18 protein-coding genes and 3 tRNA genes are annotated in these 26,286 nt (G+C 57.0%); 16 read left to right on the top strand and 5 right to left on the bottom strand.

All coding sequences use genetic code 11. The features are described from left to right. Positions 1–4 precede the first annotated feature (4 nt). The gene (locus HG264_RS06465; RefSeq protein WP_169406891.1) at positions 5–1,021 is read right to left on the bottom strand and encodes an alpha-L-glutamate ligase-like protein; all 1,017 of its coding nucleotides are present in this window, start codon (positions 1,019–1,021) and stop codon (positions 5–7) included. 10 nt (positions 1,022–1,031) lie between these two features. Next, the gene (locus HG264_RS06460; RefSeq protein ID WP_169406890.1) at positions 1,032–2,561 is read right to left on the bottom strand and encodes an inactive transglutaminase family protein; all 1,530 of its coding nucleotides are present in this window, start codon (positions 2,559–2,561) and stop codon (positions 1,032–1,034) included. Between the two features lie 268 nt (positions 2,562–2,829). Here HG264_RS06460 and HG264_RS06455 point away from each other — a divergent pair, with 268 nt between their 5' ends. From HG264_RS06455 to prpF, 5 genes are all read left to right on the top strand, one after another. Next, the gene (locus HG264_RS06455) at positions 2,830–3,513 is read left to right on the top strand and encodes a GntR family transcriptional regulator (RefSeq protein WP_169409036.1); all 684 of its coding nucleotides are present in this window, start codon (positions 2,830–2,832) and stop codon (positions 3,511–3,513) included. Then, complete coding sequence (prpB, locus tag HG264_RS06450; protein ID WP_169406889.1) at positions 3,506–4,390, top strand: methylisocitrate lyase; 885 nt, start codon at positions 3,506–3,508, stop codon at positions 4,388–4,390. The genes HG264_RS06455 and prpB overlap by 8 nt, the downstream gene beginning before the upstream one ends. 81 nt (positions 4,391–4,471) lie before the next feature. Further along, the gene (gene prpC, locus HG264_RS06445) at positions 4,472–5,635 is read left to right on the top strand and encodes a 2-methylcitrate synthase (RefSeq protein ID WP_169406888.1); all 1,164 of its coding nucleotides are present in this window, start codon (positions 4,472–4,474) and stop codon (positions 5,633–5,635) included. Further along, positions 5,636–8,248 (top strand): Fe/S-dependent 2-methylisocitrate dehydratase AcnD, encoded by a 2,613-nt coding sequence (gene acnD, locus HG264_RS06440; protein WP_169406887.1) that lies wholly within the window; start codon positions 5,636–5,638, stop codon positions 8,246–8,248. It begins immediately after the preceding gene. An 80-nt stretch (positions 8,249–8,328) separates the two neighbouring features. Next, positions 8,329–9,507, top strand: a complete 1,179-nt coding sequence (gene prpF, locus HG264_RS06435) for a 2-methylaconitate cis-trans isomerase PrpF (protein WP_169406886.1) — start codon at positions 8,329–8,331, stop codon at positions 9,505–9,507. A 144-nt stretch (positions 9,508–9,651) separates the two neighbouring features. On the opposite strand, the gene folD is transcribed toward prpF, so the two are convergent. Continuing rightward, positions 9,652–10,506 (bottom strand): bifunctional methylenetetrahydrofolate dehydrogenase/methenyltetrahydrofolate cyclohydrolase FolD, encoded by an 855-nt coding sequence (gene folD, locus HG264_RS06430; RefSeq protein ID WP_169406885.1) that lies wholly within the window; start codon positions 10,504–10,506, stop codon positions 9,652–9,654. A gap of 272 nt (positions 10,507–10,778) precedes the next feature. Here folD and HG264_RS06425 point away from each other — a divergent pair. From HG264_RS06425 to HG264_RS06375, 11 genes are all read left to right on the top strand, one after another. Further along, a tRNA-Arg gene (locus HG264_RS06425) sits at positions 10,779–10,855 on the top strand. A gap of 53 nt (positions 10,856–10,908) precedes the next feature. After that, positions 10,909–10,984, top strand: a tRNA-His gene (locus HG264_RS06420). A 53-nt stretch (positions 10,985–11,037) separates the two neighbouring features. Next, positions 11,038–11,122: transfer RNA gene (locus HG264_RS06415), tRNA-Leu, on the top strand. A 234-nt stretch (positions 11,123–11,356) separates the two neighbouring features. Beyond that, a complete protein-coding gene (locus HG264_RS06410) occupies positions 11,357–11,833 on the top strand; it encodes a type IV pilin protein (protein WP_169406884.1) in 477 nt (158 codons plus the stop codon). Positions 11,834–11,836: 3 nt separating this feature from the next. Then, positions 11,837–14,638, top strand: coding sequence for a bifunctional diguanylate cyclase/phosphodiesterase (locus tag HG264_RS06405; RefSeq protein ID WP_169406883.1), 2,802 nt, complete (start codon positions 11,837–11,839; stop codon positions 14,636–14,638). A gap of 150 nt (positions 14,639–14,788) precedes the next feature. After that, complete coding sequence (gene tig, locus HG264_RS06400) at positions 14,789–16,129, top strand: trigger factor (RefSeq protein WP_169406882.1); 1,341 nt, start codon at positions 14,789–14,791, stop codon at positions 16,127–16,129. Between the two features lie 89 nt (positions 16,130–16,218). Further along, positions 16,219–16,860 (top strand): ATP-dependent Clp endopeptidase proteolytic subunit ClpP, encoded by a 642-nt coding sequence (clpP, locus tag HG264_RS06395; protein WP_150299014.1) that lies wholly within the window; start codon positions 16,219–16,221, stop codon positions 16,858–16,860. A 171-nt stretch (positions 16,861–17,031) separates the two neighbouring features. Then, positions 17,032–18,312, top strand: coding sequence for an ATP-dependent Clp protease ATP-binding subunit ClpX (gene clpX, locus HG264_RS06390; RefSeq protein WP_169406881.1), 1,281 nt, complete (start codon positions 17,032–17,034; stop codon positions 18,310–18,312). A 196-nt stretch (positions 18,313–18,508) separates the two neighbouring features. Next, positions 18,509–20,920, top strand: coding sequence for an endopeptidase La (gene lon, locus HG264_RS06385; protein WP_169406880.1), 2,412 nt, complete (start codon positions 18,509–18,511; stop codon positions 20,918–20,920). Between the two features lie 209 nt (positions 20,921–21,129). Then, a complete protein-coding gene (hupB, locus tag HG264_RS06380; protein WP_169406879.1) occupies positions 21,130–21,402 on the top strand; it encodes a nucleoid-associated protein HU-beta in 273 nt (90 codons plus the stop codon). Between the two features lie 231 nt (positions 21,403–21,633). Next, a complete protein-coding gene (locus HG264_RS06375) occupies positions 21,634–23,520 on the top strand; it encodes a SurA N-terminal domain-containing protein (RefSeq protein ID WP_169406878.1) in 1,887 nt (628 codons plus the stop codon). Positions 23,521–23,836: 316 nt separating this feature from the next. Here HG264_RS06375 and fabI read toward each other — a convergent pair whose 3' ends face one another. Next, positions 23,837–24,631 carry an enoyl-ACP reductase FabI gene (gene fabI, locus HG264_RS06370; protein WP_169406877.1) on the bottom strand — a complete coding sequence of 265 codons (795 nt, stop codon included), beginning with the start codon at positions 24,629–24,631 and terminating at the stop codon, positions 23,837–23,839. Between the two features lie 34 nt (positions 24,632–24,665). Continuing rightward, complete coding sequence (locus HG264_RS06365; protein WP_169406876.1) at positions 24,666–26,285, bottom strand: ABC transporter ATP-binding protein; 1,620 nt, start codon at positions 26,283–26,285, stop codon at positions 24,666–24,668. Position 26,286: the final 1 nt, after the last annotated feature.

The following is a 26,286-nucleotide window of genomic DNA, read 5'->3' as shown; positions in this document are numbered from 1 at the left end:
CCGTTCAGGAGGATGCCTGTTCGCTGGTTTCCAGTGCTTCGGTTGAGGCCGGGATCGGCTTGCCGAAGTGCTTTTGCGAGAACGCCATGCGCTCGTCCGCGTTTTCGACCTTGCCATCCTTGGCGAGCTCGGCAATGCGCCGTTCCACGGCATGGCAGCGGTGGGTGAGGCCTGCATCGTTGGCAATCTGAATGTTCAGGCCGGGACGCGCATTCAGCTCCAGAATCAGCGGGCCTTGTTCCTGGTCGAGTACCAGGTCGACGCCGATGTAGCCCAGGCCGGACAGTTCATAGCAGGATGTGGCCAGCCGCATGAAGCCGTCCCAGTCGGGCAGCTGCACGCCGTCGACGGGATTGGTGGTGTCCGGGTGCTTGGTGATTTTCTGGTTCAGCCAGGTGCCTTTCAGCGTGATACCGGTCGTCAGGTCCACGCCGACGCCAATAGCACCCTGGTGCAGGTTAGCCTTGCCGCCGGACTGACGGGTCGGCAACCGCAGCATTGCCATCACCGGGTAGCCCATCAATACGATGATGCGTATATCCGGCACGCCTTCGTAACTGATGCTCTTGAAAATCGGGTCCGGCTTGACGCGATACTCGATCAGCACCCGGTCGCGATGGCCACCGAGTGAGTAGAGGCCCGACAGAATGCTGGAAATGTGATGGCCGATCTCTTCCTCGGTAACAATCTTGCCGCCGACAGTCTTGTAGCGACCCTCGAACCGATCCCCAATCACCATGATTCCGTCACCGCCGGCACCCTGCGCCGGCTTGATGACGAAGTCGCGGTAGGGGGCGACGATCTTCTCGAAGCGATCGATGTCCTTCTCGGTCTCGATCACGCCGTACATTTCAGGCACATGTATGCCCGCGGCAATCGCGCGCTCCTTGGTCAGGATCTTGTCGTCCACGACCGGGTACAGGTGCCGCTTGTTGTACTTCAGTACGTAATCGGCGTTGCGTCGGTTGATGCCCATGACGCCATTCGCCGTGAGCGTTTTCCAGGTTTTCCAGAAGAACATGCGTTTCTCCTCAGCCCTGTTTGGTCAGCGCTTTGAAACGCATCAACTCGGTTAAGCGATAGCCACGATAACGTCCCATGGCGAGCATGAAGCCAACCAGTACCAGCAGTATCGCCGGGAAGGTAAAGACGAAATAGGCCAGTGCCGGCACAGTCATCAGCAGGTGCGCCAGGGTCGCAGCGATGATGGTACCCAGTGCCACCTTGAACGAATGGCCGCCGCCGCGCTCTTCCCAGTTGATCGACAGGCGCTCGATGGTCATGGTCAGAATCACCATCGGGAACAGCGAAACAGACAGGGCCCGTTCAATGCCCAGCTTGTGGCTGAACAGGCTGATGCCGGCGATAACCAGTACGACAAACGTTAGGACGATAGACAACCGCGGCAGCATCTGCAGCTTCAGGTGCTCCAGATAGGAGCGCAGCGATAGACCCAATGCGGTAATCAGGGTGAACAGCGCGATACCCCAGCCAACCTGGGTTTCACGGAAGGCCAGTGAGATCAGGACCGGCGTAAAGGTGCCGAGCGTCTGAATGCCGATCAGGTTGCGTAGAACCAGAATCACCAATACGCCAACCGGAATCATGATCATCACGCGGTAGACCTGTTGCGCGTGCAGTGGCAGGCCGTACAGGGAGTATTCAAGCAAAGCAGAAGTGCCGTTGTCCGAGCTCATCTGCGCAAGGCGCAGCGCGTTCATTTCGCTGTTGGTGATGGTTACGCTGACCCGACCCTGGCGACCGCCTTCCAGGCTGAACATTGGCGCTGATCCGGTCCACCAGACCATGCGGTTATCCGGGATGCCCTGTTGTCCGGTTTCCGGATGGAAATACAGCCAGCGATCGCCGTTGTGGCTGCGCAGCCACAGCTCAGGCTCCTGGTTAGGAGTGCTTTCCAGGCGGATGGTGCGCACCAGCTCGAGCGGGATGCGCGCATTGGAGAGCAGGATGTCAATAACGCGGGCCTTGTCCAGCACTGTGTCGCCGCTGCCCATCAACAGTCTGACATTATCGTCGGTCGTGTCATTGACGCGTCGAATGGCTTCGGCGATGAATGTTTCGATGTCCGCGGAATGCTGGCGGATCGGATCAACCAGCGCGTCCGCTGCAACTTGTTCCGGTCCTTCCAGCACGATGGGTACGCGCGGGGCAGGGGGCGGCACTTCAACCTCATCCGGGCTATAGCGTTTGGTCAGCACCAGACGGTAGTACAAGGTTTGTGGACCACTAGCTCGCCGCGCAGACCAGGTCACGCGCCGATTGCCGTCTACCTGACCGATGCTCACACCGTAGTTGTTGGAAATGAAGCTTTCGTTGAGGCTGGTGTAGTCCTGATTGAGCGGCGGGATGAACATCTGTGCCTTCACGGGAACGCCTTGCACTGCCTGAAATTCCAGCCGGGCGTCGAGACTCCAGATATCGTCTGTCTCGTCTTCGGTTACGGGGATTTCCAGAAAGTAGATCTGGTAACCGGTGATCAGCAACCCGAGGCTGACAAGTATGGCAATTAGAATTTTTAGATGAAGATTGATCGAATGCATGGGTGTTCCCGGTAAGTTTAGAACAGTGCAGCTCACTCACTACAGGCAGGACGGGCGGCGGCAAGCAGGTCCGCATCTTAGCACGCCTTCAAGCGCTTCCTAGTAGGGCAGCTAAACAGGCGTTTGAGACAATATTAATCAGGTAAACTGCGGATTGTTGACAATCCATTTGGCGGGATGCAGTATTGCTCACATAAAGCCTTATAAAAACCCGTAAATTCTAATAGGTTGTCGACAATTGACCGATTCATTGAGTGTTTCGCCTGCCATGACATTGTCCGACGGTGCCTTTCAGCGCATCCAGACAGCGATCGTTAAAGGTGAAATTCCGCCCGGCACGCGCATCAGCGAACAGTACCTTTCCAATACCTTCGGTATCAGCCGCGGACCTCTGCGTGAAGCGATACGTCGGCTCGAAGGGCGTCGCCTTGTCGTGCGGGTTCCCCATGCCGGGGTCAGGGTGGTTGCGCTTGAATATGCAGAGCTGATTGAGCTGTATCACGTTCGCGAAGCGCTGGAAGGAATGGCCTGTCGGCTGGCTGCGGAAAACATGACCGAGCAGGAAATCGATGGCCTGCGCGAGGTGCTTGCGACTCACGAAAAACACAGTGGACTCAAGGCCAATGAATCCTACTATCAACAGGAAGGCGACCTCGATATCCACTACGTGATTGTGCAGGGCAGCAAAAACAAGACGCTCAGCGATATGTTATGCGGCGATCTCTATCACCTGGTCCGCATGTACCGCTACAAGTTTTCGTCCACGCCCAAACGCCCGCAACAGGCCTTCTCAGAACACCACAGAATCATTGAAGCCATCGCCGATCGTGATGGTGAACTCGCGGAAATGCTGATGCGCCGTCATATCAGCGCTTCACGCCGCAACATCGAGCGTCGCATGCAACAACAAACGATGCTTTCACTTCCTCAGGAGGGACAGTCTGATGTCTAAAACACCCGGTCAGAAATTTCGCGACGCGGTAGCCGAAGAACATCCTTTACAGGTGGTTGGCGCCATCAATGCCAATCACGCACTGCTGGCCAAGCGCGCCGGTTTCAAGGCTATCTATCTGTCGGGTGGCGGTGTTGCTGCCGGCTCGCTGGGTCTGCCGGATCTGGGCATTACCGGATTGGATGACGTATTGACGGACGTGCGCCGTATTACAGATGTATGCGATTTACCCTTGCTGGTGGATGTGGATACCGGCTTCGGCTCCAGCGCCTTTAACGTTGCCCGTACCGTCAAGTCGATGATCAAGTTCGGCGCTGCAGCGATTCATATTGAAGACCAGGTGGGTGCCAAGCGCTGCGGTCACCGTCCCAACAAGGAGATTGTCAGTCAGCAGGAAATGGTCGACCGGATCAAGGCGGCGGTCGATGCGCGGACCGATGACAGCTTTGTGATCATGGCGCGTACCGATGCGCTGGCAGTCGAGGGGCTTGAGTCCGCACTTGAGCGCGCGGCGGCCTGTGTGGAGGCGGGGGCCGATATGGTGTTCCCGGAGGCTATCACCGAGCTGGATATGTACAAGCTGTTCGCATCCAAGGTCAAGGCGCCGATTCTGGCTAATATCACAGAGTTCGGTTCTACACCTTTATATACCACCGATGAGCTGGCTTCAGCCGATGTCTCCCTGGTGCTGTATCCGCTGTCGGCATTCCGCGCCATGAACAAGGCGGCCGAGAACGTCTACACCACGCTGCGCCGCGAAGGCACGCAGAAGAATGTCATCGATACCATGCAGACTCGCATGGAGCTGTACGATCGCATCAATTATCACGAGTTCGAGCAGCATCTCGACGCGCTGTTCGCCGCCGGCAAGAAGTAAATCAGATCGAGCTGCCCCGCCTGCGAGGCAGCCATACAAAGACAAGAATGCCCCATAGGGTCAGACGAGGAGATCTTCGCGATGAGCGACACCCCCGAAACCACCGCACCGACTTTCAAGCCGAAAAAATCTGTCGCACTGAGCGGCACCGCAGCGGGTAACACTGCACTCTGTACTGTCGGCCGCAGCGGTAATGATCTGCACTACCGTGGCTACGATATTCTGGACGTCGCGACGACTTGCGAATTTGAGGAAATTGCTCATCTGCTGGTGCATGGCAAGCTGCCCAACGCCGCAGAACTGAACAGCTACAAGGCCAAGCTGAAGGCCATGCGCGGTCTGCCCGCTGCAGTGAAGACGGCCCTCGAGCAGCTACCGCCCTCGGCCCATCCAATGGACGTGATGCGTACCGGCGTGTCCATTCTCGGTTGTCTGTCCCCGGAAAAGGATGATCACAACCATCCGGGCGCGCGTGACATTGCCGACAAGCTGATGGCATCCCAGGGTTCGATGTTGCTGTACTGGTATCACTTCAGTCACAACGGCAAGCGTATCGATGTCGAGACCGATGATGATTCCATCGGCGGACACTTCCTGCATTTGCTGCACGGTGAAAAGCCACGGGAATCCTGGGTGCGCGCCATGCACACCTCGCTTATTCTCTATGCAGAGCATGAATTCAACGCCTCGACCTTCACCGGCCGGGTCATCGCGGGTACGGGTTCGGACATGTTCTCCTGTATTGCCGGCGCCATCGGCGCTTTGCGTGGCCCCAAGCATGGCGGTGCCAACGAAGTGGCTTTCGAAATCCAGAAGCGCTACGACACTCCGGATGAGGCTGAGGCTGATATCCGCGCCCGGGTCGAGAAGAAGGAAGTGGTCATCGGCTTTGGTCACCCGGTCTATACCGTATCCGACCCGCGCAACGACGTGATCAAGGAAGTTGCCCGGGATCTGTCCGCCGAGCAGGGCAATACCAAGATGTTCGATATTGCCGAGCGCCTGGAGAGCGTCATGTGGGAGATCAAGAAAATGTTCCCCAACCTCGACTGGTTCAGCGCCGTCAGCTACCACATGATGGGCGTGCCCACTGCCATGTTTACGCCACTGTTCGTAATCGCACGCACCTCGGGCTGGTCCAGCCATGTCATCGAACAACGTATCGACGGGAAAATCATTCGCCCGAGCGCCAACTATGTTGGTCCGGAAGATCTGAAATTCGTCCCGTTGAAGGATCGTACCTAAATGAACACCCAATACCGCAAGCCTTTACCGGGCACCGATCTGGATTACTACGACACCCGCGCGGCGGTCGAAGATATCCAGCCGGGGGCCTATGACAAACTGCCCTATACATCCCGCGTGCTGGCTGAGCAGCTGGTGCGTCGCTGCGAACCTTCCTTGCTCACCGATGCGCTCAAACAACTGATCGAGCGTCGGCGCGATCTGGACTTTCCATGGTATCCGGCGCGCGTGGTCTGTCATGACATTCTTGGCCAGACCGCGCTGGTGGATCTGGCGGGCCTGCGTGATGCCATCGCCGAGAAGGGCGGAGACCCCGCGCTGGTGAATCCGGTGGTGCCAACCCAGCTGATCGTCGACCATTCGCTAGCGGTTGAGCACGCCGGCTTCGACAAGGATGCTTTTGCCAAAAACCGCGCCATCGAAGATCGTCGCAATGAAGACCGTTTCCATTTTATCGAGTGGACCAAGACCGCGTTCAAGAACGTCGATGTTATCCCGGCCGGAAACGGCATCATGCACCAGATCAATCTGGAGAAGATGTCGCCAGTCATCCAGGCGCGCGATGGCGTGGCGTTTCCAGATACCTGTGTAGGCACTGACAGCCATACGCCGCATATTGATTCGCTGGGTGTGATCGCAGTCGGGGTTGGCGGGCTGGAGGCCGAAACGGTCATGCTGGGCCGCCCGTCCATGATGCGCCTGCCTGATATCGTTGGCGTCAAGCTGACCGGCAAGCGTCAGCCGGGTATTACCGCTACGGATATCGTGCTGGCGATAACCGAGTTCCTGCGTCAGGAACGGGTAGTGGGTGCCTACGTGGAATTCTTTGGTGAAGGCGCCAACAGCCTGACCATCGGTGACCGCGCGACTATTTCGAACATGTGCCCCGAGTACGGGGCGACCGCCGCGATGTTCTATATCGACAAGCAGACCACTGATTACCTGACGCTCACCGGTCGTGAACCCGAGCAGGTGGCATTGGTCGAGCATTACGCCAAAACCACTGGTCTGTGGGCCGATGCGCTGGTGACCGCCGAATATGAGCGGGTGCTGGAGTTTGATCTGTCGACAGTGGTGCGCAACCTTGCTGGCCCGTCCAACCCGCACCGCCGTCTGCCGACGACTGCACTGCATGAACGCGGCATCGCGGTGGATCTGGACAAGGCACGTGCCGAGGAAGCCGAAGGTCTTATGCCTGATGGTGCGGTGATCATCGCCGCCATTACCAGCTGCACCAATACCTCCAACCCGCGCAACGTGGTGGCAGCCGGGCTGCTGGCGAAAAAAGCCAATGAGCTGGGACTGGTGCGCAAGCCCTGGGTCAAGAGCTCCTTTGCGCCTGGCTCGAAAGTCGCCAGGCTGTATCTGGAGGAGGCCGGCCTGCTGGCTGAGATGGAGAAACTTGGGTTCGGTATCGTCGCCTACGCCTGTACCACCTGTAACGGCATGTCCGGCGCGCTTGATCCGAAGATCCAGCAGGAAATCATCGATCGTGATCTGTATGCCACGGCGGTGCTATCGGGCAACCGTAACTTCGACGGACGTATCCACCCCTATGCCAAGCAGGCCTTCCTGGCCTCGCCGCCGCTGGTGGTTGCCTACGCTATCGCTGGAACAGTGCGCTTCGATATCGAGCGCGATGTGCTGGGACACGATCAGAACGGCAATCCGGTGACCATCAAGGAGCTGTGGCCTAGCGACGAAGAGATTGATTCAATCGTTGCCGCCAGTGTGAAGCCGGAACAGTTCAAGCAGGTCTACATCCCGATGTTCGACCTGGGCGCCATCACCGAAGCGGAGAGTCCGCTGTACGACTGGCGACCGCAGTCGACCTATATTCGTCGGCCGCCTTATTGGGAAGGGGCGCTGGCGGGTGAGCGGTCGCTCCAAGGCATGCGTCCGCTGGCGATCCTGCCGGATAACATCACCACCGATCATCTGTCGCCGTCCAATGCCATCATGCTGGACAGTGCTGCGGGCGAGTATTTACACAAGATGGGCCTGCCGGAGGAGGACTTCAACTCCTACGCAACGCACCGTGGCGATCACCTGACGGCACAGCGCGCAACCTTTGCCAATCCGAAGCTATTCAACGAAATGGTGCTGGATGAACAGGGCAACGTGAAGCAGGGTTCGCTGGCGCGGGTCGAGCCGGAAGGCAAGGTCATGCGCATGTGGGAAGCCATCGAAACCTATATGGAGCGCAAGCAGCCGCTGATTATCGTGGCCGGCGCCGATTACGGGCAGGGTAGCTCGCGCGACTGGGCTGCCAAGGGCGTGCGTCTGGCCGGGGTTGAAGCGATCGTTGCGGAAGGCTTCGAGCGTATTCACCGTACCAATCTGATCGGTATGGGCGTGCTGCCGCTGGAATTCAAGCCCGGGACCACGCGCAAGACCCTGGAACTGGACGGCACTGAAACCTACGACGTCATTGGTGAGTGGACGCCCCGCGCCGAACTGACATTGGTGATCAACCGTCGTAACGGCGAGCGCCTCGAAGTGCCGGTCATTTGCCGCCTGGACAGCAACGAGGAAGTGCTCATCTACGAGGCGGGTGGCGTGTTGCAGCGTTTCGCCGAGGACTTCCTGGCTGAGACGGTCGAGGCGGTTTAGGCACCGAACCGGAGCGCTCTCTTTCTGAATATCAGGAAGAGAGCGCCTGTTCGCAATACTCATATCCGGAGTCTGGATACATGACCCACGTTCCCCAAATCAGAATTCCTGCCACCTATATGCGCGGTGGCACCAGCAAAGGCGTGTTTTTCTGTCTGCAGGATTTACCTGAGGCTGCGCAGAAACCTGGTCCTGCTCGGGACAAACTCCTGATGCGCGTGATCGGCAGCCCCGATCCCTATGGCAAGCAGATTGACGGTATGGGCGGCGCTACATCCAGTACCAGCAAGACCGTTATTCTGGCGAAAAGCACCCAGCCTGATCACGATGTGGATTATCTTTTCGGTCAGGTCTCCATTGATAAACCCTTCGTGGACTGGAGCGGTAATTGCGGCAACCTGTCTGCGGCGGTGGGTGCCTTTGCCATTGCCAGCGGACTGGTGGACGCCAGCCGCATTCCGCAGGATGGTACGGCCGTAGTGCGGATCTGGCAGGCCAATATTGGCAAGACCATCATTGCGCATGTGCCGATCACCAACGGTGAGGTTCAGGAGACCGGTGATTTCGAGCTGGATGGGGTGACCTTTCCAGCGGCCGAGGTGCAGGTCGAGTTCATGGACCCGGCCGACGGTGAAGGTGCCATGTTCCCCACCGGTAATCTGATTGATGACCTGGACGTGCCGGGCCTGGGCACGCTCAAGGCGACCATGATCAATTCCGGGATCCCAACGATCTTCGTCAACGCTGAAGATATCGGCTATACCGGAACGGAGCTGCAGGAGGCGATCAATGAAGACCCTGCAGCGCTGGCCAAATTCGAAACTATCCGCGCCTTCGGTGCCGTCCGCATGGGCTTGATCAAGGAAGTTGACGAGGCGGCGAGCCGCCAGCACACGCCAAAGGTCGCCTTCGTCGCGAAGCCTGCCGACTATGTGTCATCCAGCGGCAAGCGCATTTCGGCCGATGAGATCGATCTGTCGGTTCGCGCACTGTCGATGGGTAAGCTGCACCACGCAATGATGGGCACCGCAGCGGTGGCAATCGGTACCGCTGCGGCAATTCCTGGAACGCTGGTGAACCAGGCGGCTGGTGGTGGCAACCTTACCGCCGTCCGCTTTGGTCATCCTTCGGGAACCTTGCGGGTCGGGGCAGAAGCGACTCAGGTTGGCCAGGATTGGACGGTAGTGAAGGCAATCATGAGCCGCAGCGCGCGGGTCCTGATGGAAGGTTGGGTACGTATCCCGGGCGATACGTTCTGAGCTGGATGCCGCGGTGTTGAACTATGCAGGGCGCCTTTATGGCGCCCTTGCTTTTTTATTGGTCCAACACTTCACTTTCGCGGGCATAACGGTCTGGCAGGGAGCCTGGCATCAATCGATACCAGATTCCTGGTCGAAGCAGGGTCAGTCGTGCAGGTGTTCGCAGGCGTGCAGGGTGTTTTCCAGCAAGCAGGCACGGGTCATCGGACCGACGCCGCCCGGAACGGGGGTTATCCATGCGGCGCGCTCGGCAGCAGGTCCGAACTCGACGTCACCGCACAGCCGGCCATCCTCCATCCGGTTGATGCCCACATCGATCACGATCGCGCCGGGCTTGATCCACTCGCCCTTGACCAGGCCGGGCTTGCCTGCTGCCACGACAACCAGGTCAGAGCGGCTGACGTGTTCGGCCAGGTTCTTGGTAAAGCGATGCGTAACGGTGGTGGTGCAGCCAGCCAACAGCAATTCGAGCGCCATCGGGCGCCCTACTATGTTCGATGCGCCGATGACGGTGGCATCCAGTCCGTAGGGATCAACCCCGGTGCTCTTGAGCAACCGGATAATACCCAATGGCGTGCAGGGGCGCAGAAGCGGCATGCGCTGGGCCAGGCGGCCAATGTTGTAGGGATGGAAGCCATCGACGTCCTTGTCCGGACGGATGCGTTCGAGCAGCTGCGACGAATCCAGGTGCGCAGGGAGGGGCAGTTGCACAAGAATGCCGTCAATATCGGAGGTCTCGTTCAACGTGTCGATCAGGCTGAGCAGCTCTTCCTGGCTGGTGCTTGCTGGCAGGTCGTAAGATCGGGACAGAAAGCCTACCTCCTCGCAGTCCTTGCGTTTGTGCGACACGTAGACTTGCGAGGCAGGGTCTGTCCCTACCAGAATGACAGCGAGGCCGGGCAATCTCAGGCCCTGATTCCTGCGTTCGTTGACCTTGGCGGCGATTTCTCGACGGAGATTGGCAGCGATTTGCTTGCCATCGATGAGCTGAGCGTTCATTGGCTTCCTGACGAAACATAGAATGGTGCGATTGTCGCATGAGGCGGGCCTCAGGCAAAAGGGCGAACCATCAGGCAGGCCTAACTTACTCAAATATCTGAAAAAGATTGCTGTGACCGTTGACGGGGGGGAGGTGGCTGAGTATTATTCGCCCCGCTTCACAAACACAGTGATGTGGGTTTGGAAGGCGATCAGGCTCCAGCGTTTTACTGGCTCCGGCTTGTACAGCGAGCATTTTCAGATACCCTTGTGGTGTTGATGATGTGAACCAGGCGCCCGTAGCTCAGTTGGATAGAGCATCCGCCTTCTAAGCGGATGGCCGCAGGTTCGAATCCTGCCGGGCGCGCCAGTCGCATAGTAGTCAGTTGCGCTGGGTGTGAAGCGAAGCAGTAGCGGTATATGGTGGGCGTAGCTCAGTTGGTAGAGCACAGGATTGTGACTCCTGGTGTCGTGGGTTCGAAACCCATCGTCCACCCCATATTCTTTAAACGCCAGGCTCCAGCCTGGCGTTTTTGATGTAAGACCGGTTTAGCGGATGTGGTGGAATTGGTAGACACACCAGATTTAGGTTCTGGCGCCGCAAGGTGTGGGAGTTCGAGTCTCCCCATCCGCACCATTTGTTTATTCTTCATTTGAAAATCGACGCTCTGGCTGCTTTTTGACTTTGCCTGGTTAAAACAGCGAGAAATCTGCTGGTGCTTTCCCTCCTGCGTTTCTGACTCTATCGGGTATCACTCTTTTTCCCGGTTGATCTTTGTCCGACACCTCTCGTCGCCGTTCATTGCCTGATGGTTGGCAGTTTGCCATTACGGCACTACACTGCGGTGATGCTCCTGAATCAGGCAACGGAATGCTACCGCGTACCTTTGATATCAAACGACTCGACGGCCTTACCCTGATAGAGCTTCTGCTTGCGTTGGTAATTGTCGGGCTGTTGGCTGCGATTGCTCTTCCTGGCTATCAGCGTTATGTAGAGCAAGCGAAAGTCACCTCCGCAATAGCGGATATCGTCACCATAGAAGCCAGTATCGAGCGCTTCCGCGCGATCAATCGCAAACTCCCTTTGAGTCTCGCCGAGGTCGGGTTGGCTCATATGCGCGACCCGTGGGAAAACCCTTACCAGTTCCTCAATTTCTCGACCTTGAAGGGAAATGGGAAGGGCGGGATGCGTAAAGACAAGAACATGGTGCCGGTTAACACAGATTACGACCTCTACAGTATGGGCAAGAACGGCGTCACCAATCAGACGTTCACTTCCGCTCCAGGGCGGGACGATATTGTGCGGGCTAACAACGGCAGTTTTGTCGGACTGGCTTCAGAGTATTGATCGGTGAGAATCAATTTCCAGACATTCAACAGTCGCTTCGCTCGCCGTCTTTTCAGCTTTCTTTTCCTTGCGATTACGCTGCCCGTGGCGGTGCTGGCTTCTATAACCTTGTTGCAGGTCTCCGACCAGCTGACCGTTCAACATAGAGACCAGCTGCACAAGGATGCCAAGCATATCGGCATGAGCTTGTTTGAGCGGCTGCAGCGGGTGGTCGGTGACATGCAGCTGGCTGCGCTGCGCCCGGAGCTGACCGCTACCGCCGCGAGTGCAACCTGGTTTCGTCCGGCTTTCGATTCCGATGGGGCCAGTTTGAATCCCCCCTGGCTGGAGCTGGCGGCACCTGAACCGTGGATGCTTGAAGCAGCGCTCGGCGGGTTATCTTCGACCCAGCAGTCGGATGGTGTCTGGGTTCGCATGCTTCAGAGCGGCGGCGAGCCCTCGGCATTCATGGTCGTGATTCGCTCAGGCGGTGAGACGCTGGTTGCGCAAGTGCGTGAAGACTACCTCTGGGATGCTGAGCAGCTAGCTGAGGATCAGCTGATCTGCATTATCGATGCGGAGTCGATACCGTTATTCTGCAATCGGTCGGACGGGCGTGAGGCATTAAAAGCTTTGGCGGCGCAAGGGCTGGGCGGCGCGTCGGGTTATTACACCTGGCGCAATGCTGAGCGCGGCATGCGTTCTGTCTATTGGGAGGTGTTTCTTCGCGGCCTGGGTATGAACGATAACTGGACCGTGGTTCTCAGTGAGCCCGAGCAGCGCTTTTTTGCGCCTTCAGGCCGCTTCGGTTTTTCGATGGTTGTGATCATTCTCGTCTCGATGCTTGCTGCCTTGATGTTCAGCATCAGGCATATTCGCCGCGTGCTCAGACCGCTGGACATTCTTCGCCGCGCGACCGCCAGGGTAGGGGAAGGGCATCTGGACAAGCCTGTGGTGGTAGACAGTGACGATGAGTTTGAAGAGTTGGCGGACTCGTTCAACGGCATGATGGGCAAGCTGGCGCTTCAGTTTCATCAGCTTGAAGCGCTCGCCGATATCGATCGACTCATCCTTTCCACCATGGACCCCGATCTGGTCGTCGGTCAGGTGGCGGAGCGTATAAGGCAATTGCTTGGTAGTGAACTGTTGGTGGTTGTCGCGGAGCAACAGCATAAACAGCCGCTGATAATAGGCGTGGCCGATTCGCCTGTTGAGGTTGGCATCATCGATTCGGAACGGTTCAGCCAGGCCGTCGATAAGCTCACGCAACAAGGTGAAATGCTTGTCTCCGAGCGGCCCGCCTGGTTGTCCTGTTCACCCTTGGGGCAGAAGGTTGCAAGCTGGACGCTGATCCCGATTCAGGTGCGCGACGTAAAGGGCATGGTTGTGCTGGGTAGTCGACAATCACGTGACCTCGCCGCGTTGCATTTGCCGGCTGCCCTGCAATCTATCAGGCGCATATCCATCGCCTTGACGCGCGCCCGCTGGCAAGCCGAGCTCTATCAGCAGGCGCATCATGATGAGCTCACAGGTCTGCCAAATCGTTCCGCATTGAAGATGAAGCTGAGTGAAGCGCTAGCACGGGCCACTAAGGACGGGACGCGGGTAGCGGTCATGTTCATTGATCTGGATCGATTCAAGTTAATCAATGATGCGTTAGGCCACGCGGCAGGCGATGAATATCTCTGTCAGATCGCCGAGCGCATCCGGCAATGTGCGCGGCCTGCTGATCTGGTCGCTCGGCTAGGCGGAGATGAATTCACGATTGCGGTGGCTGATATCCCCAGCGACCACGACGTGCCGGCGATGGTAGAGGCTGTGATCAGTCGGCTACTGGCGGTTGTGCCTCAGCCAGTACGGGTCGGTCTGCATGAGCTGCGCAGTACCTTGAGCATCGGCGTGGCGATTTTTCCAGATGACGGTGAGAACCTGGACGATCTAATGAAGCAGGCTGATACGGCGATGTATCAGTCCAAGCGGCGCGGCGGAAACAGTCATCACTTTTTCGTCAACGATATGCATGTGGCGGCCCAGCAGCGCATGGAGCTGGAAAGCGACATGCGGCATGCGCTGGAAACATCCGGATTCGAGCTCTATTACCAGCCGCAAGTATCCGCCGAAACCGGCTTGATGGTCGGTGCGGAGGTGTTGTTACGCTGGCAGCATCCTACGCGGGGCAATATTTCACCCGGAATATTCATTCCCATCGCGGAGGAATCGATGCTCATCGCCGAAATTGATCGCTGGGTACTGGATGCAGCGTGTCGGCAAATTCGCAGCTGGCTTGACGAAGGACTCACCCCGGTACCCTTGTCGATCAATATTTCCGCCGCTCATTTTCAGCAGCCAGCCTTTGTCGGGCGCGTCCGCAATAGTCTGACTGACTACCAGTTGGGGCCGCAGCGTATCGAGCTTGAAATTACCGAAGGCGCGTTGATCAATGATTTGTCCTTCGCCCTCCAGTCCTTGCAGGGTTTGCATGACGAAGGCGTGAAGCTTGCGATTGATGATTTTGGCACCGGTTATTGCTCGCTTGGTTATCTCAAGGATATGCCCATCGACAAGCTCAAGATTGATCAGTCATTCATACGCAATGTCGATCGTTCGGGTCGTGACGCGGCAATCGTTGAGGTTATTCTGCAGCTATCGCGCCGGCTTGGTCTTCAATGCGTGGCTGAAGGAGTGGAAACCGAGGAGGAGCGCCTTTGGTTGCATGCCAACGGTTGCGATGCCTATCAGGGTTATTTGTTTCACAGGCCGATGGCGCTGGCAGACTTCCGGATGTTGCTGATACGCGACGCCAGAGACCTTGAGCTGACGAACTGAATGGTGGCGCGCTCGCCGGTGTTCTGAAAACGCCACCACAGCCCTTGTATCTTGTTCGCTGGCAAAGGATGACTTCTGCTTTCTGAGCGAATAGAATGTCGTCCCCTTAGAATTCGTCCAATCACACTGTCTGTACAACGAGGACTCTCCATGCAAGTTTCGGTTGAAACCATCTCCGGCCTCGAGCGCCGTATGACCGTTGGCATTCCTGCCGAGCGCATCGAAAACGAAGTCAACAAGCGCTTGCAGCAAACTGCCAGCCGCGCCCGTGTCGATGGTTTCCGTCCCGGGAAAGTACCGATGAGCGTGATTCGCAAGCGTTTTGGCGGTTCTGCTCGTCAAGAAGTCATCGGCGAAGTGATTCAGTCTTCCTTCTATGAAGCCATCATGCAGGAGAAGCTGAACCCCGCTGGTGCACCGAGTGTTGAGCCCAAAGAGCTGAACGAAGGCAAGGATTTCGAATACATCGCCACCTTCGAAGTGTATCCCGAGCTGACGCTGAGCGACTTCGGTGATATCAGCGTAGAGCGTATCGAATCTGAAGTAACCGATGCCGATCTCGAAAAAATGCTTGAAATTCTGCGCAAGCAGAACACTGTTTATGAAGCAGTGGAGCGTGCAGCGCAGAACGAAGATCAATTGACTGTCGATTTCACCGGTCGTGTCGATGGTGAAGCCTTCCAGGGCGGAACTGCCAGCAACACCCAGATTGTACTGGGCTCTGGTCGCATGATTCCTGGTTTCGAAGAAGGTCTGGTCGGTGCCATGGCCGGCGATTCGCTGACCTTGAACGTGACCTTCCCAGAGGACTATCAGAACCTGGAGTTGGCAGGCAAGGCCGCCGAGTTCGAAGTGGTAGTGCACAGTGTCGCAGCGCCGGTTCTGCCTGAGCTGAACGATGAATTCTTCGCCAAGTTCGGTGTTGAAGAAGGCGGCTTGGAAGGTTTCCGTGCCGAAGTTCGCAAGAACATGGAGCGTGAGCTGCGTCAGGCCATCAAGGGCAAGACCAAGACCCAGGTGATGGACGGTCTGTTGGCCACCAACCAGGTTGAAGTTCCGAAAGCGCTGCTCAACAGCGAGATTGACCGGTTGCGCGAGCAGGCGGTACAGCAATTCGGTGGTGGCAACATCAAGCCAGACCAACTGCCCGCTGAATTGTTCGAAGAGCAGGCCAAGCGCCGCGTCAGCCTGGGTCTGATTGTTGCCGAGATCGTCAAGCAAAACGATATCAAGCCTGATAACGATCGGGTCCGCGCGATGATCGAGGATCTCGCATCGGCTTACCAGGAGCCTGAGCAAGTGGTCAACTGGTACTTCCAGAACGAGCAGCAACTGGCCGAAATACAGTCGGTTGTGCTGGAAGAGCAAGTCGTGGATACTGTGTTGCAGAAGGCTAAGGTGACCGATAAGCAGGTCAGCTATGAAGACGCCGTCAAACCCGCCCAGGCAGCTGCGCCAAGCGGTGAGGCGGAAAGCGGCGCTGACGAGTAAATCGTCGCCATATTACGCAACGCATGGAGCCAGCCTTAGGGCTGGCTCCTGTGTTTATGCGACAGGCTAAATTGGAGTAATAGCGATCCATGACCCAACATACATTTAACCAGTTTGCACCCGACGTTCAGGCTGCGGGTGGCTTGGTCCCGATGGTGGTAGAACAGTCGGCACGCGGCGAGCGTTCGTATGATATCTATTCGCGCCTGCTGAAGGAGCGCGTGATCTTCCTCGTGGGTCAGGTGGAAGATTACATGGCCAACCTGGTCGTGGCGCAGCTGCTGTTCCTGGAGTCGGAAAACCCCGACAAGGACATACATCTGTACATCAATTCGCCGGGTGGCTCGGTCACTGCGGGTATGGCGATCTATGACACCATGCAGTTCATCAAGCCGAACGTCAGCACCCTGTGTATCGGTCAGGCCGCCAGCATGGGCGCTTTTCTGCTGGCAGGCGGGGCGGAAGGCAAGCGTTTCTCGCTGCCGCATTCGCGCATGATGATCCACCAGCCGCTTGGCGGCTTCCAGGGTCAGGCTTCAGATATCGAGATTCATGCCCGCGAGATTCTGTTCATTCGGGAACGCCTCAATCGCATCATGGCTCATCACACCGGCCAACCGATGGAAGTGATTGAGCGCGATACAGACCGGGATCGGTTTATGAGCGGCACTGAGGCAGTGGAATACGGTCTGATTGACCGTGTGATTGAAAGTCGGGAAATGGCCGGTTAACGGTCAGACTCGGCGCCGGCTTTGATGCCGGCTGGGCGCAGCATTGGGTGCGCTCAGGAAGTACCGCTAATCTGAATGGATGGGCGGCGTGCGTTGACAGGATCGCGCTTGCAATGCAGCGTTGATGCCTTCATCTTTGTGATAAGAGTGAACCGTAAGCAGGGGTTTTCGATGACCGATATGACTGGGAAGGGTGACGACAACGGTAAGTTGCTGTATTGCTCTTTCTGCGGCAAGAGCCAGCATGAAGTGCGTAAGCTGATTGCCGGCCCCTCCGTATTTATCTGCGATGAGTGTGTTGACCTGTGCAACGACATCATTCGTGAAGAAGTGCAGGAAAACCAGACTGAGAGCAGCAGCCAGAAGCTCCCATCGCCAAAGGAAATCAGTGGCATTCTGGATCAATACGTGATCGGCCAATTGCGCGCGAAGAAGATTCTGTCCGTAGCCGTTTACAACCACTACAAGCGTCTCAATCAGCGCGAAGGCAAGGATGACGTCGAGCTGGGCAAGAGCAATATCCTGGTCATTGGTCCGACTGGCTCAGGCAAGACGTTGCTGGCTGAAACGCTGGCGCGTCTGCTCAATGTGCCTTTCACCATTGCTGATGCGACGACCCTCACCGAAGCGGGTTACGTCGGTGAGGATGTCGAAAACATCATCCAGAAGCTGTTGCAAAAGTGTGATTACGACGTAGAAAAGGCCCAGATGGGCATCGTCTACATCGATGAGATCGACAAGATCTCACGTAAGTCCGACAACCCGTCGATCACGCGTGATGTGTCAGGCGAGGGCGTGCAGCAGGCGCTTCTGAAGCTGATCGAGGGCACGGTTGCCTCCGTACCGCCTCAGGGTGGTCGCAAGCATCCGCAGCAGGAGTTCCTGCAGGTCGATACGCGCAATATTCTGTTCATTTGCGGCGGTGCCTTTGCCGGACTGGAGAAAGTGATTCGCGATCGTTCCGAAAAGAGCGGCATCGGTTTCAGTGCGGCAGTGCGTAGCAAGGATGAAGGCAAGAAGGTGGGTGAGGCGTTGAAGGACGTGGAACCGGAAGATCTGGTGCGTTTTGGCTTGATCCCTGAGTTCGTCGGTCGTTTGCCGGTTGTTGCAACGCTGGATGAGCTGGATGAAGATGCGCTGATCGAAATTCTGACTGAGCCGAAGAATTCCTTGACCAAGCAATACGCCCGACTGTTCGAGATGGAAGGGGTAGAGCTGGAATTCCGCACGGATGCACTGCGGTCTATCGCCAAGCGTGCATTGGAGCGTAAAACCGGTGCCCGGGGATTGCGCTCTATTTTGGAAAATGTCTTGCTGGATACCATGTATGACATTCCTTCTGCTGAGCATGTCAGTAAGGTTGTTATTGACGAGAATGTCATCAATGGTGATGCCAAGCCGCTGATGATCTACGAGTCGGTTGAACAGCCCAAGGCTCTTCCGGAAGACTGAAAGCACTTGTAGTAACTGCGCCACCGCCCGGTGGCGCAGGCTTTTCTTTATATTTTCTGTATTTCCTTCGTTTTCTTCCTGTAACACATCATGTGAAGCCGCTTGTTTTTTTCGTTTTGAGCCTCCATCTTTGTTTCATGGACATTTCATATACGGACGGGTCCAGGATCCGTCCCTCTGCTAGCGAGCCTCTGTCATGACGACTCTCAGCGATTTTCCCTTACTGCCGCTCCGCGATGTGGTGGTGTATCCACATATGGTGATTCCTCTCTTCGTCGGGCGTGACAAGTCCATCGAGGCGCTGGAGGCGGCAATGGCTGGCGACAAGCAGGTTCTGCTGGTCGCGCAGCGTGAACCCGGTGATGACGATCCGAAACAGGACGCCTTATACGGTATGGGCACCGTGGCCACGATTCTGCAACTACTCAAACTTCCGGATGGCACCGTCAAGGTGCTGGTGGAAGGCGAGCAGCGCGCGCGAATCGATGAAGTCCGGGAGCTCGCGCTGTATCAGGAAGCCAGCGTTGAGCTGTTCGACGAGGTCGCGCTGGACGACCGCGAGTCCGAGGTGCTTATCCGCAGCCTGATGAGTCAGTTCGAGCAGTTTGTGCAGCTAGGCAAAAAAGTGCCCTCCGAGGTCGTCTCTTCACTTTCGAGTATCGAAGAGCCAAGCCGCCTGGTAGATACGATGGCGGCGCACCTCACACTCAAGCTGGAACAGAAACAGCAGATTCTCGAAATTCTGCCGCTGCGTGAGCGGGTAGAGCACGTACTGGGCGTATTGGATGCCGAGATAGACCTGCTTCAGGTTGAAAAGCGCATCCGTGGCCGCGTGAAGAAACAAATGGAGCGCAGCCAGCGCGAGTACTACCTTAATGAACAGATGAAGGCCATCCAGAAGGAAATGGGTGGGCTCGATGATGGTAACAACGAGCTGGAGGGCATCCAGAAGCGGATTGATGATGCCGGAATGACCAAGGAGGCGCACGGAAAGGCAATCGCCGAGCTGAACAAGCTCAAGATGATGTCACCGATGTCTGCTGAAGCGACGGTGGTGCGGTCCTATATCGATTGGCTGTGTAACGTCCCTTGGAAGAAAGCCAGCAAAGTCCGTCATGACCTCAAGCGTGCGCAGGAAGTGCTTGAGAATGATCATTACGGTCTCGAGGAGGTCAAGGAGCGGATCCTTGAGTACCTCGCCGTACAGATGCGTGTACGCAAGCTCAAGGGGCCGGTGCTCTGCCTGGTGGGTCCGCCTGGTGTGGGTAAGACGTCGCTGGGCGAATCCCTTGCCCGCGCAACCAACCGGCAGTTCGTGCGCATGGCTCTCGGCGGTGTCCGTGACGAAGCCGAAATCCGTGGTCATCGCCGGACCTACATCGGTTCGCTGCCTGGTAAATTGATTCAGAAAATGACCAAGGCCGGGGTCAAGAATCCGCTGTTTTTGCTCGATGAAATCGACAAGATGGGGCAGGACATGCGGGGCGATCCTTCTTCAGCGCTGCTGGAGGTTCTGGATCCCGAGCAGAATCACGCCTTCAACGACCATTATCTGGAAGTCGACTACGATCTTTCGGATGTCATGTTCATCTGCACCTCTAACTCGATGAACATCCCGGCACCACTGCTCGACCGGATGGAAGTCATCCGCATCCCCGGATACACCGAGGACGAGAAGATCAATATTGCCCAGCGCTATCTGATTCCCAAGCAGACCAAGAATAACGGTCTCAAGGAAGGCGAATTGACCTTTACTGTTGAGTCTCTGCGAGATCTTGTCCGGTATTACACACGGGAAGCGGGGGTGCGCGGACTGGAACGTCAGATCGCCAAAGTCTGCCGTAAAGTGGTTCGGGAACAATTGGCCAAGGGCAAAGCTAAATCGAAAGGGGCTGAAGTGGTCCTCGATAGCGAGCTCGTCGAGCACTATCTTGGGGTTCGCAAGTTCAAGTACGGACTGGCTGAGGAAGCGGATCAGATTGGTCAGGTAACGGGGCTGGCATGGACGCAGGTCGGCGGCGAGTTGCTCAGTCTCGAGGCTGTGGTCGTGCCCGGCAAGGGTCGTCAGATCAAGACCGGCTCGCTCGGTGATGTGATGCAGGAATCCATCAGCGCTGCGTTGACCGTGGTGCGTAGTCGCGCCGCAAGTCTCGGAATTACCTCAGATTTTCATGAGAAACACGACATTCACATTCACGTGCCGGAAGGGGCGACTCCAAAGGATGGGCCGAGTGCGGGCGTTGGCATGTGTACCGCATTGGTGTCGGCGTTGAGCAAGATTCCCGTGCGTGCGGACGTGGCGATGACGGGTGAGATTACTCTGCGCGGTCAGGTTCTGCCGATCGGTGGACTGAAGGAAAAGCTGCTCGCGGCGCATCGTGGCGGTATCAAAACCGTCATCATTCCCCATGACAACGTGCGGGATTTGAAAGAGATCCCGGATAACATCAAGGAGAATATTGAGGTCAAACCGGTGAAATGGATTGACGAGGTGTTGCAGATTGCGCTGCAATACATGCCGGAGCCCCTGCAGGAAGGGGTTGAAGAGATAGTTGCAAAGGATGACAATCGTGAGGCCGACGCGAAGGAGCGTATCAGTACTCATTGAGTGTGAACGGTCTGCTCGGGCGGGCAGCCTTGCAACGCGGGGCTCCCTGCCACACGCCGTGACGCTCAAGCATTCCTTGACACGGTTTTTGAGCGCTTGCTATAAAGCGTGCTTCGACCCATGCGGTACGCTGACTGGCTAGAGCTTTGCTAGGACCATAAGCTTACATAACGACTAACTACTCATTGAAATTATATAAGGGGACTTAAGTGAACAAGTCTGAACTGATTGATGCCATCGCAGCATCCGCCGATATTCCGAAAGCTGCTGCCGGTCGTGCTCTGGACGCGGTCATCGAGTCTGTCACTGGTGCTCTGAAAGCCGGTGATCCGGTTGTTCTGGTTGGTTTCGGTACATTTGCCGTGAAAGAGCGTGCTGCGCGTACTGGTCGCAATCCTCAGACTGGGGAACCGATTGAAATCAGCGCTGCCAAGATTCCTGGTTTCAAGGCAGGCAAGGCACTGAAGGACGCAGTCAACTGATCGCGTCCTGACATCGAAGGGCATCCGTCACTCCAGAGTGATGCGGTGCAGACGGAACCCCGATCGGCTGACAAGCCCTCAGGGGTACCAGGCAACATAAAGGTTGTGGTTCCGTAAACTTCCAGAAGGCGCATCACAGACGATGCGCCTTTTTTGTTTTAGGGTTAAGCGTTTTGGCAAGACCGACAGCCGCCGGAGTGGGCTGTTGACAATGGGATCTTCGGGGGCAAGATGCTGCAAAAAATGAGGGACAATGCGCAAAGCTGGGTCGCGAAAGTGATCGTCGGCGTCATTGTGCTGATATTCGCTTTAACCGGATGGGAATCGATCAGTCGTTTCACCAGCGACGACGATAAGGCGGCAGAGGTAAACGGCACTGTTATCACTCAAATGGAGCTGGAACAGGCCGTTGCTCTACAACGCCAGCAATTGATTCAACAGCTTCGCCAGATGGGTAACGAGAACTTCGACCCGAGTCTGATCGATGATGACCTGTTACGTTCCTCGGTACTGGACAGCTTGATCGAACGCGCCGTACTGCTTGATGGGGCGGCTGATGCGAACCTGAAAGTGTCCGAGCAGATGATTGATCAACTGATTCTCGGGACGCCCGATTTTCAAGTGGACGGACAGTTCAGTGCTGACCGCTTTGATATCGTTATCCGTAATATGGGCCTCGCCTCACGCATGGCCTTCCGCGATCTGGTTCGCCAGGAATTGCTGATTGCCCAGCTGCGCAACGCTTATCAGGCGACAGCTTTCGCCACCCCAGCCGAGCGCGAGCGCCTGGCGCAACTGGAGAATCAGACCCGTGACTTCGCGGTGATAGAAGTGGCTGCCGAGCACGAAGCAGTCGATATCAGCGAGGAAGACATTCAGCAGCACTACGAAGAGAACAAGGAGCAGTTTAAGTCGCCTGAGAAGGTGGTGCTTGAAACCGTGACGCTATCTCGTCGGGACTTTTTTGATCAGGTAGAAGTCGATGATGCGGCAATTGAGCAGCTGTATCAGCGCGAGGTGGGCAATCTGATTGAGCAGCGCCGCGCCGCGCATATCCTGGTCGAAATCAACGACGACGAGGATGCTGCGCTGGCACGTGCACAGGAGGCCTATGAGCGCATCGAGGCCGGTGATGACTTCGCTGACGTAGCGAAGGAATACTCTGACGACAGCGGCAGCGCCAATCGCGGCGGAGACCTTGGCTTTACGGTTGAAGGAAGCTTCGATCCGGCGTTCGACGAAGCGCTATCTTCGCTGGAAGAAGGCCAGGTGTCCGAACCGGTTCGTACCAGTTATGGCTACCATCTGATCAAGCTGACCGATCTGCAGGCACCCGACTTGCCTACATTCGAAGAGATGCGTGAGAGCCTTGAGCAGGAGCTGAAAACGGAGCTGGTCGAGCGTCGCTTCGTCGAGGCATCGCAGGAGCTGGCGGACCTCGCATACGAGTCGCCTGATCTGGTTGGGCCGGCTGAAAGCCTCGATCTGACGATCGAAACCATTGGTCCGGTTGAACGTTCCGGCGGGGAAGGGCTGACCAGCAATCCCAAGGTCATGATGGCTGCCTTTGACGAGGAGGTTCTGGTCGATGGGCGTAACAGTCCGCTGCTGGAGCTGGATGCCGATACAGTCGTCGTGCTGCGGGTCAAGGAACACATGCCGCAGGAGACACTCTCGCTGGATGAAGCTCGCGAAGAGATCGTTGATGTGTTGCGCTATCGGCGTGCCACCGAGAAAGCCGAACGTATAGCGGAGGAAGCGGTGTCCGAACTGCGTTCTGGCAATGTTCAGCCAATGCAGTTGGCCGCATCCCTGGAGGTCGGTTGGCAGCAGCATGAGGCAGTTGGTCGGAGCAGCCAGGAAGTGCTGCCTGCCTTGTTGCGCAACGTGTTCGCTATGCCACGCCCGGATGAGGGCGAGAATGGCTATGCACAATTCCGCAAGCCGGACGGCGGACGCTGGATTGTTCAGCTGAAAGGCGTTGCGACGCCTGAGGAAGCCTTGTCCGAAGCCGAGTCGCCGATGTTTGAACGTTTCATTGCGGGCCAGACCGGGGAGCAGGACTTTGCTGCTGTTCAGCAGAAGCTGAAGGAAGAAGCGGAGGTCGAGCGCTTCTAGTCTATCGAACGTTTCAGTTGCGGCATCACGAAACCCGGTCCATGGACCGGGTTTTGCGTTTTCGCGTACTCATTCCGCCGGCGTAAAGAAGGGGCACCTGAATCAGGCACGGCCTATGGAGTGTCGAGTTCCACCTCGACCATGAACGTTGCCGGCGAGTACGTTGGCCGGGATGGAACCCGGCCCCCCATCGAGCGTTGCGCTATGAGACAGCGAGTTCACCGCAACCGGTAACATAGTCGGTGGCGAAATATATCGGGCTGCAGACACAAAAAAGCCGCTCTCTCGGGAGCGGCTTTTTTGCGCGGCGCGCTGTTTACTCTTCGATATTGCCCATGGCGGTGGTGTTGAAGCCGCCATCTACGTGCATGATTTCTCCGGAAATGCCGGAGGCCAGATCAGAACACAGGAAAGCACCGGCGTTACCTACTTCCTCAATAGTGACGTTGCGGCGCAGCGGGGTCTGGGCAGCGTTATAGGCCAGCATCTTGCGGAAACTCTTGATACCGGATGCAGCGAGCGTCCGGATAGGGCCTGCAGACACCGCGTTCACACGGGTGCCCTCCGGGCCGAGGCTGCTGGCGAGGTAGCGTACGCCGGCTTCAAGGCTCGCCTTGGCCATGCCCATCACATTGTAGTTGGGCATGGTGCGCTCGGCGCCCAGGTAGGAGAGGGTCAGCAGGCTGCCGTTGCGGCCTTTCATCATCTCCCGACCTGCCTTGGCCAGTGCGACGAAGCTGTAAGCGCTGATGTCGTGGGCAATGCGGAAGCCATCGCGGGTGGTCACGTCGGTAAAGTCACCGTCCAGCTGGTCGCCCGGGGCAAATCCCACCGAGTGGACGATACAGTCGAGCCCGTCCCATTTCTTGCTGAGTTCGGTAAAGACCTGTTCGATCTGAGCGTCGTCCGCTACGTCACAAGGGAAGCACAGCTCCGCGCTGGAGCCCCAGTCGGCAGCGAAGCCTTCAACCCGGCCCTTGAGCTTGTCGTTCTGATAGGTGAACGCCAGCTCGGCACCTTCGCGGTGCATTGCTGCAGCGATGCCTGAGGCTATGGACAGTTTGCTGGCTACGCCAACGATGAGTACACGTTTCCCGGTTAGAAATCCCATATGTGCTTCCTGTTTTGATTCCGGACCTGAATGTTCAGGCCATAGTGACTGTTGCCGGTGCGGCGAAAGCCGCTTCGAGCAGCTGACGAGTATACTCGTGCTGCGGTGAAGCGAAGATCCGCCTGGCCGGCCCCTGTTCGACAATCTCGCCCTGGCGGACGACCATCAGCTCATGGCTGAGAGCGCGTACCACGGCCAGGTCGTGGCTGATAAACAAATAGCTTAACCCGTATTTGCGCTGCAGCTCGCGAAGCAGCTCGACCACCTGGCTCTGTACCGTACGGTCCAGCGCAGAGGTGGGCTCATCAAGCAGGATAAGCGAAGGCTTGAGCACGAGTGCCCGTGCGATTGCTATTCGCTGCCGTTGGCCGCCGGAGAACTCATGCGGATAACGATGACGGCTCTCCGGATCCAGTCCTACTTCCTGCAAGGCTTGGATGACCATTTGCTCGCGTTCTTCTACCGTTCCCATGCGGTGAATTTCCAGGCCCTCGCTGATGATCTGAGCAACAGACATCCGCGGACTCAAGCTGCCAAACGGATCCTGGAATACAACCTGAATCTGCCTGCGCAGCGGGCGGAAAGCGTCCTGACTCATGCCATCGAGCCGTTGACCGTTGCTCTCGATCAATCCCTGGCTATCGACTAGTTTGAGGATTGCCATGCCCAGCGTGGTCTTGCCGGACCCGCTTTCGCCGACGATACCCAGCGTATGCCCGCTGCGCAGGCTGAAACTGGCATCGGTGACCGCCTTGATATGGTCAACGGTCTTCTTGAACACGCCTTTCTTGATCGGAAACCATACCCGCAACTGCTCTGCACGCAGAATGACCGGCGCATTCCGGTCAGCTTCAACTGGATCTCCAGAGGGATCGGCGGCGAGCAGTTGACGGGTATATTCATGTTGAGGTGCGTCAAAAAGCTCAGTGCATTCGTTTTCTTCGACGACGCGACCTTGATACATGACACATACGCGATGGGCTATTTTTCGCACCAGGTTCAGGTCGTGGCTGATAAGCAGCAGCGCCATGCCGAGCTTTTCCTGCAACGATTTAAGCAGCTCCAGTATCTTCAGCTGGACGGTTACATCCAGTGCCGTCGTGGGTTCATCAGCGATCAACAGCTCGGGTTCGTTGGCCAGCGCCATGGCGATCATCACGCGCTGTCGTTGACCACCGGAAAGTTCATGCGGGTAGGCGGTCAGTCGTTTGGCCGGCTCGGGGATGCCGACCAGTTCCAGAAGCTCAAGCGTGCGCGCCCGCGCGGCTTTCTTGTCCAGACCCTTATGCAAAAAAAGCACTTCGTTGATTTGCCGTTCCACCGTATGCAGCGGATTCAGCGATGACATGGGCTCCTGGAAAATCATCGAGATCCGGTTGCCGCGCACCTGCCGCAGACGCTTGAGCTTGGCAGTAAGCAGGTCTTCGCCCTTATACAGAATCGTGCCGCTGGGGTGTCGGGCCATAGGGTAGGGCAGAAGACGCAGTATCGAGTGTGCGGTGACGGATTTGCCCGAGCCGCTCTCTCCCACCAGCGCGACGGTCTGGCCCGGATAGATGTCCAGGCTCACGTCGCGCACCGCCATGACTTCCTCCTGCTCGCTCTGAAAAGCGACACTGAGGTTTTGTACGCGGATCAGAGGTTGTTCCGACATC

The organism is Pseudomonas sp. gcc21 (genome assembly GCF_012844345.1).
Taxonomy (GTDB): domain Bacteria; phylum Pseudomonadota; class Gammaproteobacteria; order Pseudomonadales; family Pseudomonadaceae; genus Halopseudomonas.
This window is presented reverse-complemented; position numbering and strand designations above follow the sequence as displayed.